The organism is Lacinutrix venerupis (assembly GCF_003663945.1).
Taxonomy (GTDB): Bacteria; Bacteroidota; Bacteroidia; order Flavobacteriales; family Flavobacteriaceae; genus Lacinutrix; species Lacinutrix venerupis.
This window is the reverse complement of the sequence record NZ_RCCH01000004.1, coordinates 257,194-274,837: the sequence shown is the minus strand read 5'-3', so window position 1 is coordinate 274,837 and position 17,644 is coordinate 257,194. Positions and strand designations below refer to the sequence as shown.

At 30.4% G+C, this 17,644-nt stretch carries 16 protein-coding genes; 10 read left to right on the top strand and 6 right to left on the bottom strand.

The annotated features are described in order from the left end of the window. Positions 1 to 55 precede the first annotated feature (55 nt). From CLV86_RS07860 to CLV86_RS07835, 6 genes are all read left to right on the top strand, one after another. Complete coding sequence (locus CLV86_RS07860) at positions 56 to 853, top strand: TIGR00266 family protein (protein ID WP_121051417.1); 798 nt, start codon at positions 56 to 58, stop codon at positions 851 to 853. 145 nt (positions 854 to 998) lie between these two features. Continuing rightward, positions 999 to 1,196, top strand: a complete 198-nt coding sequence (locus CLV86_RS07855) for a hypothetical protein (protein WP_076733723.1) — start codon at positions 999 to 1,001, stop codon at positions 1,194 to 1,196. Between the two features lie 119 nt (positions 1,197 to 1,315). Next, positions 1,316 to 1,663, top strand: coding sequence for a hypothetical protein (locus CLV86_RS07850; RefSeq protein ID WP_121051415.1), 348 nt, complete (start codon positions 1,316 to 1,318; stop codon positions 1,661 to 1,663). Positions 1,664 to 1,730: 67 nt separating this feature from the next. After that, positions 1,731 to 2,528, top strand: a complete 798-nt coding sequence (locus CLV86_RS07845) for an MbnP family protein (protein ID WP_121051413.1) — start codon at positions 1,731 to 1,733, stop codon at positions 2,526 to 2,528. A 57-nt stretch (positions 2,529 to 2,585) separates the two neighbouring features. Next, positions 2,586 to 3,632: a cytochrome-c peroxidase gene (locus CLV86_RS07840; RefSeq protein WP_121051411.1), complete on the top strand. Its 1,047-nt coding sequence runs from the start codon at positions 2,586 to 2,588 to the stop codon at positions 3,630 to 3,632. Then, positions 3,610 to 4,602: a transporter family protein gene (locus tag CLV86_RS07835; RefSeq protein WP_211330596.1), complete on the top strand. Its 993-nt coding sequence runs from the start codon at positions 3,610 to 3,612 to the stop codon at positions 4,600 to 4,602. The genes CLV86_RS07840 and CLV86_RS07835 overlap by 23 nt, the downstream gene beginning before the upstream one ends. Positions 4,603 to 4,665: 63 nt before the next feature. Here CLV86_RS07835 and CLV86_RS07830 read toward each other — a convergent pair whose 3' ends face one another. Next, a complete protein-coding gene (locus tag CLV86_RS07830) occupies positions 4,666 to 5,604 on the bottom strand; it encodes a LysR family transcriptional regulator (protein WP_121051409.1) in 939 nt (312 codons plus the stop codon). A 115-nt stretch (positions 5,605 to 5,719) separates the two neighbouring features. Between CLV86_RS07830 and CLV86_RS07825 the strand changes: the two genes are divergently transcribed. Beyond that, positions 5,720 to 6,199 carry a Dps family protein gene (locus CLV86_RS07825; RefSeq protein WP_121051407.1) on the top strand — a complete coding sequence of 160 codons (480 nt, stop codon included), beginning with the start codon at positions 5,720 to 5,722 and terminating at the stop codon, positions 6,197 to 6,199. Positions 6,200 to 6,394: 195 nt separating this feature from the next. Here the strand turns inward: CLV86_RS07825 and CLV86_RS07820 are convergent, their stop codons facing one another. The 3 genes from CLV86_RS07820 to CLV86_RS07810 all read right to left on the bottom strand — a co-directional run bounded on the left by CLV86_RS07820 (position 6,395) and on the right by CLV86_RS07810 (position 9,675). After that, on the bottom strand, positions 6,395 to 7,447 hold the full coding sequence (locus CLV86_RS07820; protein WP_121051405.1) for a toll/interleukin-1 receptor domain-containing protein: 1,053 nt from the start codon (positions 7,445 to 7,447) through the stop codon (positions 6,395 to 6,397). 111 nt (positions 7,448 to 7,558) lie between these two features. Continuing rightward, positions 7,559 to 8,791, bottom strand: a complete 1,233-nt coding sequence (locus tag CLV86_RS07815) for a M48 family metallopeptidase (RefSeq protein WP_121051403.1) — start codon at positions 8,789 to 8,791, stop codon at positions 7,559 to 7,561. Positions 8,792 to 8,874: 83 nt separating this feature from the next. Beyond that, positions 8,875 to 9,675 carry a TrmH family RNA methyltransferase gene (locus tag CLV86_RS07810; protein ID WP_121051401.1) on the bottom strand — a complete coding sequence of 267 codons (801 nt, stop codon included), beginning with the start codon at positions 9,673 to 9,675 and terminating at the stop codon, positions 8,875 to 8,877. Positions 9,676 to 9,840: 165 nt separating this feature from the next. Between CLV86_RS07810 and CLV86_RS07805 the strand changes: the two genes are divergently transcribed. The 3 genes from CLV86_RS07805 to CLV86_RS07795 all read left to right on the top strand — a co-directional run bounded on the left by CLV86_RS07805 (position 9,841) and on the right by CLV86_RS07795 (position 15,908). Further along, positions 9,841 to 14,151 carry a T9SS type A sorting domain-containing protein gene (locus CLV86_RS07805; protein ID WP_121051399.1) on the top strand — a complete coding sequence of 1,437 codons (4,311 nt, stop codon included), beginning with the start codon at positions 9,841 to 9,843 and terminating at the stop codon, positions 14,149 to 14,151. Between the two features lie 104 nt (positions 14,152 to 14,255). After that, positions 14,256 to 15,065, top strand: coding sequence for a DUF6503 family protein (locus CLV86_RS07800; RefSeq protein ID WP_121051397.1), 810 nt, complete (start codon positions 14,256 to 14,258; stop codon positions 15,063 to 15,065). A gap of 39 nt (positions 15,066 to 15,104) precedes the next feature. Further along, positions 15,105 to 15,908: a DUF6503 family protein gene (locus CLV86_RS07795; RefSeq protein ID WP_121051395.1), complete on the top strand. Its 804-nt coding sequence runs from the start codon at positions 15,105 to 15,107 to the stop codon at positions 15,906 to 15,908. Between the two features lie 72 nt (positions 15,909 to 15,980). Here the strand turns inward: CLV86_RS07795 and CLV86_RS07790 are convergent, their stop codons facing one another. Beyond that, the gene (locus tag CLV86_RS07790) at positions 15,981 to 16,337 is read right to left on the bottom strand and encodes a hypothetical protein (RefSeq protein WP_076733713.1); all 357 of its coding nucleotides are present in this window, start codon (positions 16,335 to 16,337) and stop codon (positions 15,981 to 15,983) included. A 4-nt stretch (positions 16,338 to 16,341) separates the two neighbouring features. Then, on the bottom strand, positions 16,342 to 17,640 hold the full coding sequence (locus CLV86_RS07785) for an amidohydrolase family protein (RefSeq protein WP_121051393.1): 1,299 nt from the start codon (positions 17,638 to 17,640) through the stop codon (positions 16,342 to 16,344). Positions 17,641 to 17,644: the final 4 nt, after the last annotated feature.

Below are 17,644 nucleotides of genomic sequence, written 5' to 3'. Positions count from 1 at the left end.
GTAACATTTTATTTAATAAGCCAACATATAAAGGTATAACCAAAAACTTAAAATTATGACAGCACACGAAATAGACTATAGAATTTACGGAGAAGAAATGCAATATGTAGAAATAGAGCTTGATCCACAAGAAGGAGTTATTGCAGAATCTGGTAGTTTTATGATGATGGACGATGGCATAAAAATGGAAACCATTTTTGGAGACGGCTCTAAAAAAGATGAAGGTTTCTTTGGTAAAATTTTAGGAGCTGGAAAGCGTATATTAACTGGAGAAAGTTTATTTATGACTGCTTTTTATAATGCCTTAGACGGTAAACGTAACGTTTCTTTTGCATCTCCATATCCTGGAAAAATTATTTCTATAGATTTAACAGAGTTTAAAGGAAAATTTATTTGCCAAAAAGATGCTTTTTTATGCGCAGCCAAAGGAGTTAGTATAGGAGTAGAATTTAGTAAAAAATTAGGCAGAGGACTTTTTGGAGGAGAAGGTTTTATAATGCAAAAGTTAGAAGGTGACGGTATGGCGTTTGTACATGCAGGAGGAACTACAGCAAAAAAAGAATTAAAAGCAGGAGAGACATTACGTGTAGATACGGGTTGTATTATTGGCTTTACACAAGACGTTAATTACGATATAGAGTTTGTTGGTGGTATTAAAAATACTGTATTTGGAGGAGAAGGTTTGTTTTTTGCAAAGCTTCAAGGTCCAGGTACAGTGTACATACAGTCATTACCATTTAGTAGATTAGCCGGTCGTGTTTTATCTAGTGTTCCAAGAGGAGGAAAAAGTAAAGGAGAAGGTAGTATTTTAGGAGGATTAGGAGATTTGTTAGATGGTGATAACAAATTTTAAATATGTTAATTGGGAATTTTTTAACTGTTAAAATAGTATCTAAAACGATTTCGAATTGTTTTTTTTACTACATTTAATCGAATTTATAAACCGTTTGCCTATTCAACAAATTTACTTTTATTACTTAATTAAACACAATAATACTATGGCAAGAGCAATGTTCGAGTACACCAAAACAATACTTAATAAAGTTAGTTTTGATGCCAACTTGTTTTGTAAGGAGGTTCAAAAAGCACTTCAACGTTTATTACCTTACGAAGTTGAAGAAATAAAGATTTATATAGAATCTTTAATACATAAAAACCCAGATTTAAATCAATGTCTAATTTATTTAAAAGCATAAAAAAAAGCGACTGTAAAGTCGCTTTTTTTACGTTAAATATTTAGTGAAATTAATATTACAACTTTATCTTTGCGAAAAATCATAATAGCCTGAAACAATTAACTCTTATAGTACTTTTAGTGTCTTTTGCAGCTAGACCTGTTTACCATGTTGGTTATGTGGCTTATTTTCAATTAAATATAGATTATATAATTGAAACCTATTGTATTAATAAAGATGAACCTAAGTTGCAATGTAATGGTAAATGTCATTTAACAAAACAGTTAGCAACAGCAACAACAAATACAAAAAGTGACATTGCAGTATATAATTTGGCAGAAGCTTTTTTTCCTGTATTCTACTCAGAATATAATTATAACAAAATTTCAAAAGTAGTTTTTACTACAAAAACTAAAACACCTTTAAAATCGAATCAACTGTATACTTACATGTTCGATTATTCACATTTTAAACCTCCTATTGTTTAAATTTTATTTCCGCTAGTCTTTAATTATAAAGACTTAAAAATTATTACAATACATAAAATTTAAACAAATGAAAACTTTAAAATTTACATTTGCGCTATTGTTATGCGCAACAATATTTGCGTGCTCATCAGACGATGATAGCGCAGAAGCCTTAATTGGGCAAACAGGACCATTAACATTAAAATTCGATAATGGAGTAGGAGACCAAGATTTTATTTTTGGTACAACTTATAATAAATCTAATAACGAATCTTTTCAATTAACTAATTTAAAATACATTATTAGTAATGTAAGAGTAAAAGATTCTAATGGTAATACATTTATGTATCCTGTTGAGGATAATGCATTTATTATTAGCGAAGCTAATGGCAATAATGCTGGAGAAATATATTTAACGTTAGATAATGTTACAGCTGCTAACTATACAGAAGTAACTTTTGGTGTTGGTATAGATCAAGAACGTTTTGCTTTAGGCGCAGAAGGTCAAGGAGATTTTTTAGATGAAGCATCAGACGAAGGTATGATGTGGAGTTGGGCTTCAGGTTATAAATTTATTAGATTAGATGGTACTTTTTCTACTACTTCGGTTACAAACGAGCCTTTAAATGTGCATATGGGAAGCGTTGGTTCCTCATTAGATAATTATAGAGAAGTTACACTAACATTTCCAAACACTGTTATAGTTAGACAAGACACTTCGCCAGAAGTACACATAAAAGCAGATATAGCAAAAGTATTTGATGGCGCTACAACTGCGAATTTTGCAGATGGATACGATCAAGTACATGTTGATGAAGTAGAAACACCAATTATAGCAAATAATATAAATGGTATGTTTTCGGTACATCACGTACACAACAATTAATTAGTAATTAAAACCATTGGAGATTTTATCTTCAATGGTTTTACTATAACAATAATTATGAGAAAAATAATTATTTTTTTTATAAGTATTTTGGTGTTGTTTTCGTGCTCTAATTCTGAAAATATAGCAACTTACGAAGCGGTCCCTTTAACGGTAGATTGGCCTTCAAACTTCCCAGAAATCACTTATAATTTAGACAATAATCCTCTTACCGATGCTGGTGTAGAACTTGGAAAGAAACTATTTTACGAAGGTAGATTGTCTTCTAACAATGCTCTAGCTTGTGCTTTTTGTCACGAACAAGCTTTTGCTTTTACACATCACGGACATAATTTAAGCCATGGCGTTAATGGTGGTATAGGTTTTAGAAACGCACAGCCCATTCAAAATATGGCATATCAAACTTCATTTATGTGGAATGGCTCTGCAACGCATTTAGATTTGCAGCCTATAATTCCCATAATAAGTGAAGTTGAAATGGGAGAAACATTAGGTAATGTGGTACAAAAACTAAGCTCAGACTCTTATTACCAAGAGCAATTTGCTCGTGCTTTTAATGATGGAGAAGTTAGTTCAGAAAATATATTAAAAGCCTTATCTCAATTTATGTTGGTAATGGTCTCTTCTAACTCTAAGTACGATAAATATGTTAGAAATGAAGAGAATACAACACTTACATTAATAGAACAAGATGGTTTAAATACATTTGAAGCTAAATGCGCGTCATGCCACGCTACAGATTTGTTTACAGACCAGAGTTTTAGAAATAATGGTTTATCTATTAATCCGCAGCTAAACGATTTAGGACGTTATGAAATAGGAAACAATCCAGACGATTTGTACAAATTTAAAGTGCCAAGTTTACGTAACGTAGAAGTAACTTATCCATACATGCACGATGGTAGATTTGCGACATTAGAAGCTGTTTTAAATTTTTACGATTCAGGACTTACAGATAATGGTAATGTAGACGCATCATTACTAAAAGCGGACGGTAGTTATGGTATAGACCTTTCGGATTACGAAAAAGAAAGTATAATCGCTTTCTTGAAAACATTAACAGATTATGAATTTTTAGAAGATGAAAGATTTGCAGAATTTTAAAAAAATAGTAGTATTAACTTTATTTGTTTTTTTAATAACAAATAATAGTGAAGCACACGAGAAAAAAGGTAGTTGTAGTAACCACGAAACATTTTCTTTTTTTTGTGATTTATGTGGTTGTTCTACAAGTAGTGGAAGTTTTGGATTTGGTACATTAAGTAATGCAAATTTTGTAGGTGTAAGATATATTTATCAAAATTTTGAATCTAAAAACGGTATTTTTGAAAACTCTCCAATTAGTAAGGAAAGTTTTAATACTTACCAATTATGGGCTCAAATACCTATAAATAATTCTTTTTATGTGTCTGCAAATTTACCTTATCAAGACCTAACAAGAAACTTTAATAATGTAAAAGAAAATATAAATGGTATTGGAGACGCCAGCCTTATAGGTTGGTATAAATTACCATTTTATAAAAAACAAGACGAAAATACTGTAGACTTTAATAACGAAAAAATAGCTTCAGGTCACTCGTTACAGTTTGGCTTAGGTGTAAAATTACCCACAGGAAAGTTTGAACAAAGATTATCGGATAATGTAAATCCAGGTTTTCAAGTTGGAACAGGAAGTGTAGATGGAATTTTTTCTTTAGGCTATAATTACGGAGGGAACATGTATGGTGTAAACACATTAATAAGTTATTATTTAAAAGGAGAAAATAAAAACAATTACCAGTTTGGCAATCAGTTAAGCTATTCGGTAAATGTTTTTAGAGCTTTCTCTACACAGAAAATGAATATTATGCCATTTGTAGGCATCTCGGGAGATGTTTATAATGAAATTGAGCAGTATGGAGAAACATTAAAAGATACAGATGGAACTATAGTTAATGCCTCTTTTGGTTCCGAATTAGCAATCGAAAAATTTATTTTTGGAGCCAGTTATACATTGCCATTAAGCCAAAGTTTGTTTGGTGATAATGTAGAGTCAAAACAACGTATTTCGGTTTATGTTAATTTTGCCTTATAAGTTGTAGTCTTATAAAAAAAAAGCGACTTTAATAGTCGCTTTTTTTATATGCTTAAGCTTAAATTATTTAGCAATAGGACTAATTATTTGTACATTTTGAAATGTAATAGCACCTCTAATAATTCCAGAAATTACATCTTGTAGCGCTTCTATAATTTGCATTTTTAGTTCACTTTTATGGTAAATAATACTTACCTCTCTTGCTGGAGAAGGTGCGCTAAATGGTTTTAAATTATTTCGTGTTTTTTCGCTAATATCTAAAGTATGTAGGTACGGTAGGAGTGTCATGCCTAAACCTTCGTTAGAAAGTTTAATTAATGTCTCAATACTACCACTTTCTAATTGAAAACTATCATCTTTATGATCCTTAAATACACGACATAAATTAATTACACCATCTCTAAAGCAATGCCCATCTTCAAGAAGTAACATGTCATCAATATCTAAATCGTCTGTAGTAATTGTTTTTTTTGCGCTTAAACGATGACTTTGTGGTATGTAAGCCATAAAAGGTTCAAAATACAATACACGCTCTTTAATAGAATCGTTTTCTAAAGGAGTTGCAGCAATAGCAGCATCTAAATGGCCATCGTTAATTTTTGTAATTATATCTTCGGTAGTAAGTTCTTCTATTTTAAGCTTAACTTTTGGGTACTTTTTTACAAACGTTTTTAAAAACATTGGTAAAAGTGTTGGCATAACCGTAGGTATAATACCTAATTTAAATTCGCCACCTATAAAACCTTTTTGTTGGTCTACAATATCTTGTATTCTATGCGACTCGTTTACAATATTTTTTGCTTGGCTAACTATTTTTTTTCCAACTTCGGTTAGTTCTATTGGTTTTTTACTTCTATCAAAAATTAAAATATCTAATTGGTCTTCTAATTTTTGTATTTGCATACTTAATGTAGGCTGTGTTACAAAGCATTTTTCGGCTGCTTTTGTAAAGTTTTGGTGTTCTGCAACCGCAAGAACATATGATAGTTGTGTTATAGTCATTTATATAGTTTTAAACTATAAAAATATAAAATGTATCAATAAAATTTATAATAATTAACATTTATTTTCTTGGTAACTTTGTTTAAGCAAATAATAACATAGAAAATAAGAAATTATGAAACTAAATAGTTTAGGATTAGAAACAAATAAAGCAAAAGATATAGCTGGAGATTTAAATAATTTACTTGCAAATTTCCAAACCTATTATCAAAATTTAAGAGGTATCCACTGGAATATAAAAGGAAAGAATTTTTTTGATTTACATGTTAAATTTGAAGAATTATACACAGATGCAAATATGAAAGTCGATGCATTAGCCGAGCGTATTTTAACTTTAGGCGAGACGCCTTTGCATACTTTTGAAGATTATATTAATACAGCAAAAGTACCTGTTGGAAAAAATATTTCTAAAGACGAAGATGCTGTACAATTAATTGTAAACTCTTTATCAGAATTATTACAAATTGAAAGAGAAATTTTAGACAAGTCTGGAGATGCAAACGATGAAGGAACAAGCTCTATGATGAGTGACTTTATTTCTGAACAAGAAAAAACGGTTTGGATGATGAATGCTTGGTTAGGAGAAAGTAACTAGTATAACTAATTATAATATTTAAAAAAAGCACAGTTTTAAACTGTGCTTTTTTATTTTATTTTAAAAGTTCGTTTATCGGTTTTGTATATGATGCGTTGCGTGGTTTAGCACGTAATTTAGCAAATAAAAACCGAATAGAAAATCCGCGAGGATTTTCGTAAGTAGGCGAGAACCAGCCATTAATTATACACGGTGTTAGCCCTTGTTTTTATTTTCCAATAGGTTGTTTATTTCTGATTCATATTCAATCACCCAACTTTGAAAATATTCAAGACTTTCGTGATAATTAATAAAATGATTTATAATATTGCTAAATTTTCTTGTTGCTGGCAGAGGTTCTTCTTTAATCATCTTTATCACCATTTCACGCAATCCATTATTTGTTTGTTTGTCCTGCATTGAAACTCCATCGTACCAATCATCAACTTTGATTGCAGAAAATAGAAATACATTCAATAACTCTCTCAACTTTGGTGCTATTTCAATACGACTATATGTTAACACAAATTTTATATTTTCAGATAGCTCGTGAACAGTTTGGTGATACACATCAAAGACTTTCTTTTGCGAGAATATCATAAGTAACGAAGCATTAAACAAATTAAATGTATCGTTAAAAGTGAATTTATGATTTTTCAGTCCGTTTCCACGAAGGTCAACAGATTCAAGTTCTTTGTAATCGAGTGTTGAAGCAAAAATTGAGTATTTTAATAATTCAATCTGTCTAAAGAGTAGATTGTGTATAAAAACAGTATCTTTTGATAACGCAGTATTTTTAATATCTGTCTCAAACGATTCTATCGCTGAAAAAAAATCTTTGTCCGTAGAGTCAGGAACATCTATTCCTATTATGTCTGAAATACGCTTAAATACTTTGGATATGTCGGATTCATTATTCAGGATGCCACCTTGAAATGAATTTATTGGTACAGGTAGTTTACCTGGTGTTAGACCCGAATGGCATAGTGGGATTACAGGAATATTTCTAATCCAACCTGCACCTGCTTCAAAATTTATCCAAGGTCTTGTTATCGATAGTGGACTACACAAAACAACAATCAATTTACAGTCATTCATAGACTTCTTAATAGTACTTATCCAATCGTCTCCAAGCTTTAAACTTTCTTCGTGAGATGAAGCAAAAACATTTATAGTTTTTAAGAATCGTTTTTCTAAAAATTCTTTAATTGAATTAGCTATTTCTTTTTCTTCCGTAATATGAGATATGAAAATGGTTGGTTTACTCATTGTTGTTTTTTTTAATAAGGGCTAACGTGTTAACTGATATAAAATCGTTTCAATGTTTTATATCAATCGATAAACGAAGTTATCTAATAATTTTAACAATGTCAAATTAGTCTATTGTTTTAAATTTCTAAAACGCTCCAACAAAGTTGGATGCGAATAATGCATAAAAACGTATGCAGGATGCGGTGTTAAATTGCTTAAACTATTTTTAGATAGTTTTTTAAGCGAAGTAATTAAAGGTTCTGCTTTGTATGTTTTTTTTGCATAATCGTCTGCCTGATATTCAAATTTTCTTGAAAACCAATTCATAATTAAACCAGTAATTGTAGATATTGGAGAATATAAAATACCAAAGGCAATTAAACCAATATGAAAACTAGGTTGTGCTACACCTAATGCTTGAGAAAGTAATGGATTGCCAATTAATAACGATAATACATACAACATTAAACCAGTAAGTAGTAAAGAGGTTACAAGATTAAAAATAATGTGTTTCTTTTTATAATGCCCAACTTCGTGTGCTAAAACGGCAATTATTTCTTCGTTTTCTAAGTCGTTAATTAATGTATCATAAAGTGTCACGCGTTTTTCGCTACCAAAACCAGAAAAATAAGCGTTGGCTTTTGTACTTCGTTTTGAGCCATCAATAACAAAAATTTTATCTAAATTAAAGCCTACAGTTTTTGCATAACTGGAAATGGCATCGCGTAAATTTCCAGCTTCTAAAGGCGTTTGTTTATTAAATATAGGTACGATTAATCGGGAGTAAAACAGATTCATAAATAAGGTAAACACAGCAATTAAAACCCAGGCGTATAACCAGAAATTGTTTCCTGCAATTTGGTAGAATAAAACTAATAAAGTTAAAATTCCGCCACCTACAATAATACCCATTAACCAACCTTTTAATTTATCAATAATAAAAAGCTTTTTTGTGGTTTTATTAAAGCCAAATTTTTCTTCAATTACAAAGGTTTTATAATATGCAAACGGTGTGGCAAGTACATCGTTTCCTAGCATAATAATGCCAAAAAATATAAGTGTTATTATAATATTGTTTGATGTGAAATTACGAGCCAAAGCATCTACAAAGGCAAAGCCATCTAAAAAGAAAAAAATTAAAGTTGTAATTAAGGAAAAGGACGCTGTTACTATAGAGAACTTGTAATTTGTTTTTTTGTAATTCTGAGATTTTTGGTACTCTTCTGTATTGTAAACATCTTTTAGCTCTTCTGGTATAGCATCGTTATAATGCTTAGCATTTAGTAAATCTAATATTTGGTCAACACAAAAACTAATAATTAAAATTGCAATAAGTATATAAAATAAAGTGGTTTCTGTCATGTTTAAAAATACAGTTTATTATATTAAAAGTATTAAAATAGAGGTGTTTGGTGATTTTTAAATATAAATTAATTTATAAGTTTTTATTTAAAATCGCGTTGTCTCTTGGCTTCAAAAATTAAAATGCCTGCAGCAACAGAAACATTCATAGAATCTATTGCACCTTGCATTGGTATGCTAATATTTTGTTTTGCAGCTAGCCTCCAAGCTTCACTTAATCCTGTAGCTTCCGTGCCAACAACAATTGCTGTTGGTTGTGTGTAATCTTGCTTATGGTAGTCTTGAGATTCTTGTAAAATAGCAGAGTAAATATTAATGTTTTTAGCTTTAAGAAAAGCAATTATATCTTGAGTAGAACCTGTTGCAATTTGGTTGGTAAATAAACAACCCACACTAGACCGAATAATGTTTGGGTTATATAAATCGGTTTTAGGATTTGCAATAATTACAGCATCTACATTTGCAGCATCTGCAGTACGTAAAATAGCGCCTATATTTCCGGGTTTTTCGGGAGCTTCGGCAATTAAAATTAACGGATTGTTATTTTTAAAACTTAAGGCTTCAATAGTGTTTGTTTTACTTTCTGCTATAGCAATAATACCTTCGGTAGTTTCTCTGTAAGCTATTTTTTGGTAAACTTCTTTGCTAATTTCTATAACTTCTGCATTACCAATATTAAGTGTTTTTAAATTTTCGATATTAAATAATTCAGCATAAAACATAATAGTTTTAATCTTGTAATTGCCTTTTGTAGCTAATTCAATTTCACGAGCACCTTCAATTACAAACAATCCAGTTTTTTTGCGTTCGCGAGATTTTTCTTTTAATAAAACTATTTGTTTTACTAATGTGTTTTGGGTGCTATTTATTTGTTTATCAATCATTAAAGAAATAATATCTGTATATTTATAGGTAGAAACAAATTTAAGCTAAATCTATTGTTTATACATAAAATATGCATGTATTTTAAGTCTTATAAAATATGAATAAGTAGGAATATTTACTTTTTAATTGTTTTATTAATAATTAACCAACATAACCACGCTATCATGAAAAAACAATTACTATTCGTTTTATTTTCATTACTATTATCTTCAATAATTTACGCTCAAAATGCATCTTTCCAAATATCACCAACTTGCGATGGTGCGGTGGTGAACATTACTGGAGAATCTGGAGGTACTTTTACTTTTAATCCTACACCAACAGATGGTGCAGTTATAGATGCAACCACTGGAACAGTAACTAATGCAATATCTGGAGGTACTTATACTATTGAGTATACAACAAGTGGAACTCAGCCATTAACGAGTTCAGAAACTTTTACAGTTCTTTTAACTCCTAATACAAACCAACCTAGTGATTATGAAATATGTGACAACGATGGTGATGGTTTTGCCGAATTTGATTTGACTGTAATGGATCAACAAATTCTTGGAGGTCAAGATCCTAATAATTTTATTGTTTTATATTACTTAACTCAAGCTGATGCTGATGCACAAGTGAATCCGCTTTCAAGTCCTTTTACAAATTATACAAATCCGCAAACAATTTATGCTGTAGTAAACTCTACTTCAGGAAACTGTGTTTCTAATGTAGTGACGTATAATTTGATAGTGAACTCACTAAATATAAATCTGCTAGCTTTTGATATGGAGACTTGTGGCTATGGAAATGGTGTTGGTGTTTTTGATTTAACTATTTTCGAAAGTCAGGTTACTAATGGAAATTCAAGTTTATTAGTCTCTTATTTTGAAAGTTCTAACGATGCTGTTGCAAATACTAATCCAATAACAAACCCAACATATTACGAGAATTTTAATTCACCATATTACCAAACAATTACTATAAGAATTGAAGATCCAAATTCTGGATGTGTAAATGTAAGTAGTGAACTTTATTTATATGTAAACGAATTACAAGTTGTGCAACCAACACCTTTAATTGCTGCAGATCCAGATAATGATGGTTTTACTCCTTTTGACCTGCATTTAAAAGATAATGAGATTACTGGAGGCGTTCCAAATTTTATAGTAACTTATCACGAAACGCAGGTTGATGCAGATAATAATACAAATGCATTAAGCTCTCCGTACACAAATATTGTACAAAATTATCAAACTGTTTATGCAAGAGTTGAGAGTACGTATGACAATTGTTCTGCCACTGTACCATTGCAACTATTAACAGAGTATGTGCCTTTTCAAATTAATGAAACAAGTCTTGATGCATGTGGTGGTTCTGCCACTGGAGTTGTTATGTTCGATTTAACAACAGCTAATCCAGATATTTTAAGTAGTGTTATTGCAAGTGATTATACTGTTGCTTATTATGAGAATTACGATGATGCAATATTACAAACTAATGCCATTACAAATCCTTCTACTTACAGTTATAGTCCTAATATTCCTATTATTTATGCAGGAGTAACAGAAACTTCTACAGGTGAATATGTGTTTACTACTATCGCTTTAAATGTAAATCCATTACCAACTATAAATTTTAATGGAGATTATTCAATTTGTGATGGTACATCAATAGTTTTAAACCCTAATACTAACGATGCTAATTATGTTTTTCAATGGAGTACTGGAGAAACTTCTCAAGAAATTGTGGTAACAACAGCTGGTACATATACTGTTACAATAACTAATCCTCTTACAGGTTGTACAAATAGCGATTCTGTAAATGTAGGAGTGGGAACTGTTTTTGCAATAGGAACACCACAAGATTTAATTGCTTGTGATGGAAATGCAGTTTTCGATTTAACAACTACATTACCAGAGATAATTAATGGAGAAGATCCTAACACGTTAACTATAGGTTTTTACGAATCTCAACAAGATGCATTTAATAATGTAAATGAAATTCAGAACCCAACTGCTTATACATCACTTTCAGGTTTTCAAACTATTTATGTGTCGGGTTATTTTAATGGAAGTCAAATAATATGTCCTGCAACTACTAGTTTTAATCTAGTAACAGAAAATTGTCCGGTGCTTGTAGATTGTGCACAACCAATTACAAGCTCATTTTGTTACGCTAATAATAATACGCAACAATTTACTTACACAAGTATTAGTGGTACACCGCTACAATTAGTTATTATTTCTGGACAAGTAGAAAATAATTACGATGAGCTAATAGTTTTAGATAGCGATGGTGTTACAAATTTAAATGCTACACCTTATGGAAATTCCGGAGATGTATCAAACCTAACATTTATTGCTTCTGGAGATACTATAACTATTTATGTAGATTCAGATTTAAGTATTAACTGTCAAGACAATGGCTATACATCAATAGACTATGTAGTAACTTGTTTTGATACAGCAGCAGTTCCCAACTGTAATGCTTCACTAATAGAGCCACAAGATTTAGCAGTAGATGTAAATGAAAATACAGATTTAACATGGAGCCCAGCTACAGGATTAGTAACAGGATACTATTTAACAGTTACATTAGCAGATGGCACTGTAGTTTTAAATAATTTAGATGTTGGTAATGTAAATACATACAATGTTGGAACATTAAACTACAATACACAATATTTTGTAACCATTACACCTTATAACGCTAACGGTAATGCAACAACATGTATTACAGAAAGTTTTACTACCAGAGCAGATCCAAATGTAATAGTAGATTGTGCGCAAGGAAATGCTGTAAATACTACTTTTTGTTATATAAATAATGAAACACAACAATACAATTTTTCTAGTAGTGATGGTTCAACTCTATATATTGTATTTAATTCTGGAAGTACCGAAAATAATTTTGATGAGTTAATTGTATTAGATAGTGATGGCGTTACAAACTTAAATGCAGATAATCCATATGGTTTAAACGATGATGGAGACTTAACAGGATTAACATTTACAACAACCGGAACAACTGCAACAATTTATATACAGTCTGATGGCTCCGTAATTGGTTGCGAAAACGATGTTATAGATTTTGATGTGTTTTGTAGTGCAAACATTGGTTTTATTGAAGTTAATGCTTTTTTAGATGATAATAATGATGGTGTTTTTAATGGTACAGACACACCATTTACAAATGGATTTTTTACTTACGAAGTAAATAATGACGGTAGTATAAATACAGTAGAATCTAATACAGGAAGTTTTACAATTGTTAATCAAGTGGAAACTAATACGTACGATATTACTTTTGCTACTAATACTGGTTACGAGAATTGCTTTACAATTTCAACAGCTTTATTTGAAAATGTTTCTGTTGCTAATGGAAGTACTATAACAGTAGATTTTCCTATAACTCAACAAATGCCATGCGAAGATTTAGCGGTATATTTAATACCATTTAGTGCACCAAGACCAGGATTTAATTATTGGAACGACTTAGTTATAGAAAATTTAGGTTCCACAACAATAGCATCGGGAACAGTTACTTTTATTCACGATCCACTAGTAAATTACGTAGACGCTACAGCTTTTAGCTCGCAAGTATCTGTAACACCAAACGCAACAGGAGCAACAGTAGATTTTACAAATCTTTTACCAGGAGAATCAAGAGTTATTTGGTTTAGATTATATACACCTCCAACAGTAAATTTAGGAGAGTTTGTAACAAGTTCTGCAACATATTCTACAGCAAGTAACGATGTTGTTCCAGAAAATAATATTTCAGTAATTTCTCAAGAAGTTATAGGTTCTTACGATCCTAATGATATAACAGAATCTCATGGGCGTGAAATAATATATAATAGTTTTATTACTACAGACGAGTATTTGTATTACACAATTAGATTTCAAAACATTGGAACAGCCGAAGCTATAAATGTTAGAATAGAAAATACAGTAGATCCATTATTAGATATTAGTACATTACAAATGTTAAATTCTAAACACGATTATGTATTAACGCAAAACGGAAATCAATTAACATGGGTGTTCGATAATATTAATTTACCAGCACAGTCACAAGATGATTTTGGAAGCAATGGTTACGTATATTTTAAAATTAAACCATCTGCAGGTTATGCAATAGGCACAGTAATTCCAAATTCAGCAGAAATTTATTTCGATTTTAATGCTCCTGTTATTACTAATACTTTTGAAACCGAATTTATAGCACAACCATTATCTGTAGATGAATTTAATACTAATGGCTTTACACTATATCCAAACCCGTCAAATAATATTGTAAATATTAAACTAAATAATATTACGAAAGAAGATGCTTTTGTAGAGGTAATTGATGTTCAGGGAAAAATAGTTATAAAAAATACTGTAACAGAATCACTTCAACTTAATGTAAAAAATCTTGAAGCAGGTGTTTATTTTGTGAAAGTGAATCAAAATAATAATCAAATAATTAAAAAATTAATAGTAGAATAAGAATTCCATAAATATAAGTTAAAAGCTTCAGTTTACGCTGAAGCTTTTTTTTTGTAATCATTAGATTTGTTTTACGACAGATAAAAAAACCAACAAAAATTTAAATGATGAAAAATTACATTATTGCTGCAGTTCTACTAATTATAGTTTCGGCTTGTAAAGAGAATAAAAAAGCTGAAGTAGTAGAAACAACAGATTATAAAAACGAAGTTTTAGACGTTACAACTTCAGTTTATCCAGAAAACCTTACTAAAGTGTTTAATGCTCATGGAGGAATAGATGTATGGAAATCTATGAAATCTCTAGAATACACTCAAAATAAAGACGGTGGAGAAGAAGTAACTATTACAGATTTAGATACTAGAAAAGCATTGTTAGATGCTCCAAACTATAGTATAGGTTTCGATGGAGAAAAGCCATGGTTATTAAATAAAACCGAAACAGGATATAAAGGTTACGACCCAAAATTTGGTTATAATTTAATGTTTTATTTTTATACAATGCCTTTTATTTTATCTGATGATGGTATTAAATATTCTGATGCAGAACCACTTACATTTGAAGGTATAACATATCCAGGTATAAAAATTTCTTACGACAATGGAGTAGGAGCTACACCAGAAGATATTTATGTATTATATTATAATGCAGATACTTACATAATGGAATGGTTAGGTTATACTGTTAACTTTGTACCAGGAATAGATACTGAAGAATTACATTTTAGACGTTACGGCGATTGGCAAAAAGTTAATGGCTTATTAATGCCAAGTACAATAACAGGTTATGGTTTTAAAAACAACCAACCAACAACACCAAAATCTCCTAATGTCTTTACAAACGTAAAAATTACGCAAAAAGTACCAGATGCTTCAATGTTTGTAAAGCCAGAAAAGGCAAATTTTGTAGATTAAATTACACTAAATAAAAACTAAAAAAACAACAAAATTTAAATGAAACACTTATTGTACATCTTAGGTATTGCGCTATTTTTTATTTCATGTAAAAATGAAACAAAAAAAACTGAAGATAAACCAAAAATGGAGACTGAAGCAATTTCAGAATTAGCAAAAACTAATTATCCAGAAGCACTATCTAAAGTTTTTGAAGCTCACGGAGGAATAGATAATTGGAATAGAATGGAAGCTTTAGAGTTCGCTTTAACAAAACCAACAGGAAAAGAAGTAACAAAAGTTAACTTAAAATCTAGAGAATCTTTAATTACAATGCAAAACCACACTATAGGTTTTGATGGTTCTAATGTATGGTTAGATAGTAAAGCAGAAGAGGAATATAAAGGTAACCCTAATTTTTACTATAATTTAATGTTTTATTTCCATACTATGCCTTTTGTTTTAGCAGATAATGGTATTAACTATGAAACCGCTAAACCGTTAATTTTTGATGGCATAGAATATCCTGGTATAAAAATTAGTTATAATGATGGTGTTGGATCATCTTCTAAAGATGAGTATATATTATACTATAATGCTGAAACTTTTAAAATGGAATGGCTAGCATATACAGTAACATACAAAACTCAGGCTAAAAGTGAAAAATGGTCATTTATTAAATATGGAAACTGGCATACTATAGAAGGTGTTTTACTACCTGAAACTTTAACATGGTATATAGTTGAAGATAATGTACCAGTAAAAAAACGTAACGATTTACAGTTTACAGATGTTAAATTATCAAGTAAAGCTTTTTCAGCAGAAACATTTAAAAAACCCGAATCTGCTACAGTAGCACAATAATATAGAATGATATACTATAATAAAAAAAGCGACCTACAGGTCGCTTTTTTTATTACGTAATCTTAGCAATAGTTAATGGTTTGTATTAATTAAAGAAGAAAAATGAGTTTCTTTTGGATTAAAAAAGTTTCCAGTAAACATAACATTATCTAATGCTTGACTTAAATCTATTTTAGAACTTAACTCCGAAAACTTATACACCTTATTGTTTTCGCTGGTTAAAGCAACAAAATTACTAGTGTCAAAATTGTTTGTAGAATATGAAATTGTTTTTATACTATTTGTAACTACATCTAGTTTATTTTGAGTTGAATAAGAATTATCAATCCCTATAGTAGATATAAACAATGGCTGATTTTTAGTATTATTCTTTTTGTTTTGAGAAAAACTAATAAATGGCAGTAATAAAAATAGTAATAAAAGTCTCATAATTTTAATTTTTATACTTGTTAGAATAGCGCTTGTATAAATCTGTTTGGTGAGATTCTAAACTAATATCTCTACCTTGAATATAAGCTTTTTCTAATTTATTTGTTCGCATATCTAAGGCGTCACCTTCGCTTATAAAAAGAGTAGCATCTTTACCAACTTCTAGAGAGCCAACTTTGTCTTCTATTCCTAATATTTTTGCAGTATTATATGTAATTAAGCTTAAGGCTTGCTCTTTATCTAATCCGTAAGCTGCACAAGTTCCTGCTAAAAAAGGAAGGTTTCTAGCATTCATACGCTCCATGTCTCCAGAATTTTCCAAACCTACTAGTATTCCTGCATTTACTAATTCGTTGGCTAATTTAAAAGGCAAGTCATAATCATCATCATCATTCTTTGGTCTACTGTGCACTCGCTGTAGCAATACTGGAATATTATTTTCTTTTAATAAGCTTGTTACTTTATGTGCTTCATAACCACCAACAATAACAACATGTTTAATATTGTTTGCTTTTGCAAAATTAATAGCATCTGTTATGCCTCTTTCTGCATCTACATGAATGTATAATTTTTTAGAACCATCTATAAGACCTTGCAGAGCTTCAAAAGGTAAATGTTTTGGAGATTTATTACTCGCTTGGTATGCTTTATTATTTAAAAAATAAGTTGTTAATTCTTCAACTTCATTTTTATAATCTTTATTTTCTTTTAGCATTGTAGGTTCTCCAAGCCACCAGCGGCCACGAGAAAATGCATTTGGCCAATTTAAGTGTATGCCATCATCTTCTTTAATAGCTGCGTCTTCCCAATTCCATGCATCAAAATGTACTACAGATGAGGTTCCCGAAATGCGCCCTCCACGAGGTGTTATTTGGCCTAATAAAACACCGTTTGGTCTCATAGATTCTACTACTTTAGATTCGGTATTGTAGGCAATTAGACTTCTAATATGTGGGTTCATGGCTCCAACTTCATCCATATCGTCACTAGCACGTACAGCATCAACTTCTACTAAACCTAAAGTAGAATTTGGAGCAATAAAACCAGGATAAATATGCTTTCCTTGAGCTTGTATAACGTTACCTTGGCGTGCTATTTTCATCATAGCGCTACCAACAAAAGTTATTTTTCCATTGTTAAACATAATTAATGAGTTTTTAATTACGTTTCCATTTCCTAAGTGTGCAGTAGCACCTTCAATAGATATAGCAGTGGTTTGTTTTGGAGCTGGTGTTTGTTGAGCAATTAAAACTACTGAAAATAGTAGAGTAAAAGCTAATATTTTATATTTTAAATTTTTCATCTGA

Bases quoted from the DNA above. Each gene is read 5' to 3' on its own strand.
- CLV86_RS07860 (WP_121051417.1), top strand. From the start codon at position 56: ATGACAGCACACGAAATAGACTATAGAATTTACGGAGAAGAAATGCAA.
- CLV86_RS07855 (WP_076733723.1), top strand. From the start codon at position 999: ATGGCAAGAGCAATGTTCGAGTACACCAAAACAATACTTAATAAAGTT.
- CLV86_RS07845 (WP_121051413.1), top strand. From the start codon at position 1,731: ATGAAAACTTTAAAATTTACATTTGCGCTATTGTTATGCGCAACAATA.
- CLV86_RS07840 (WP_121051411.1), top strand. From the start codon at position 2,586: ATGAGAAAAATAATTATTTTTTTTATAAGTATTTTGGTGTTGTTTTCG.
- CLV86_RS07835 (WP_211330596.1), top strand. From the start codon at position 3,610: ATGAAAGATTTGCAGAATTTTAAAAAAATAGTAGTATTAACTTTATTT.
- CLV86_RS07830 (WP_121051409.1), bottom strand. From the start codon at position 5,604: ATGACTATAACACAACTATCATATGTTCTTGCGGTTGCAGAACACCAA.
- CLV86_RS07825 (WP_121051407.1), top strand. From the start codon at position 5,720: ATGAAACTAAATAGTTTAGGATTAGAAACAAATAAAGCAAAAGATATA.
- CLV86_RS07820 (WP_121051405.1), bottom strand. From the start codon at position 7,447: ATGAGTAAACCAACCATTTTCATATCTCATATTACGGAAGAAAAAGAA.
- CLV86_RS07815 (WP_121051403.1), bottom strand. From the start codon at position 8,791: ATGACAGAAACCACTTTATTTTATATACTTATTGCAATTTTAATTATT.
- CLV86_RS07810 (WP_121051401.1), bottom strand. From the start codon at position 9,675: ATGATTGATAAACAAATAAATAGCACCCAAAACACATTAGTAAAACAA.
- CLV86_RS07805 (WP_121051399.1), top strand. From the start codon at position 9,841: ATGAAAAAACAATTACTATTCGTTTTATTTTCATTACTATTATCTTCA.
- CLV86_RS07800 (WP_121051397.1), top strand. From the start codon at position 14,256: ATGATGAAAAATTACATTATTGCTGCAGTTCTACTAATTATAGTTTCG.
- CLV86_RS07795 (WP_121051395.1), top strand. From the start codon at position 15,105: ATGAAACACTTATTGTACATCTTAGGTATTGCGCTATTTTTTATTTCA.
- CLV86_RS07790 (WP_076733713.1), bottom strand. From the start codon at position 16,337: ATGAGACTTTTATTACTATTTTTATTACTGCCATTTATTAGTTTTTCT.
- CLV86_RS07785 (WP_121051393.1), bottom strand. From the start codon at position 17,640: ATGAAAAATTTAAAATATAAAATATTAGCTTTTACTCTACTATTTTCA.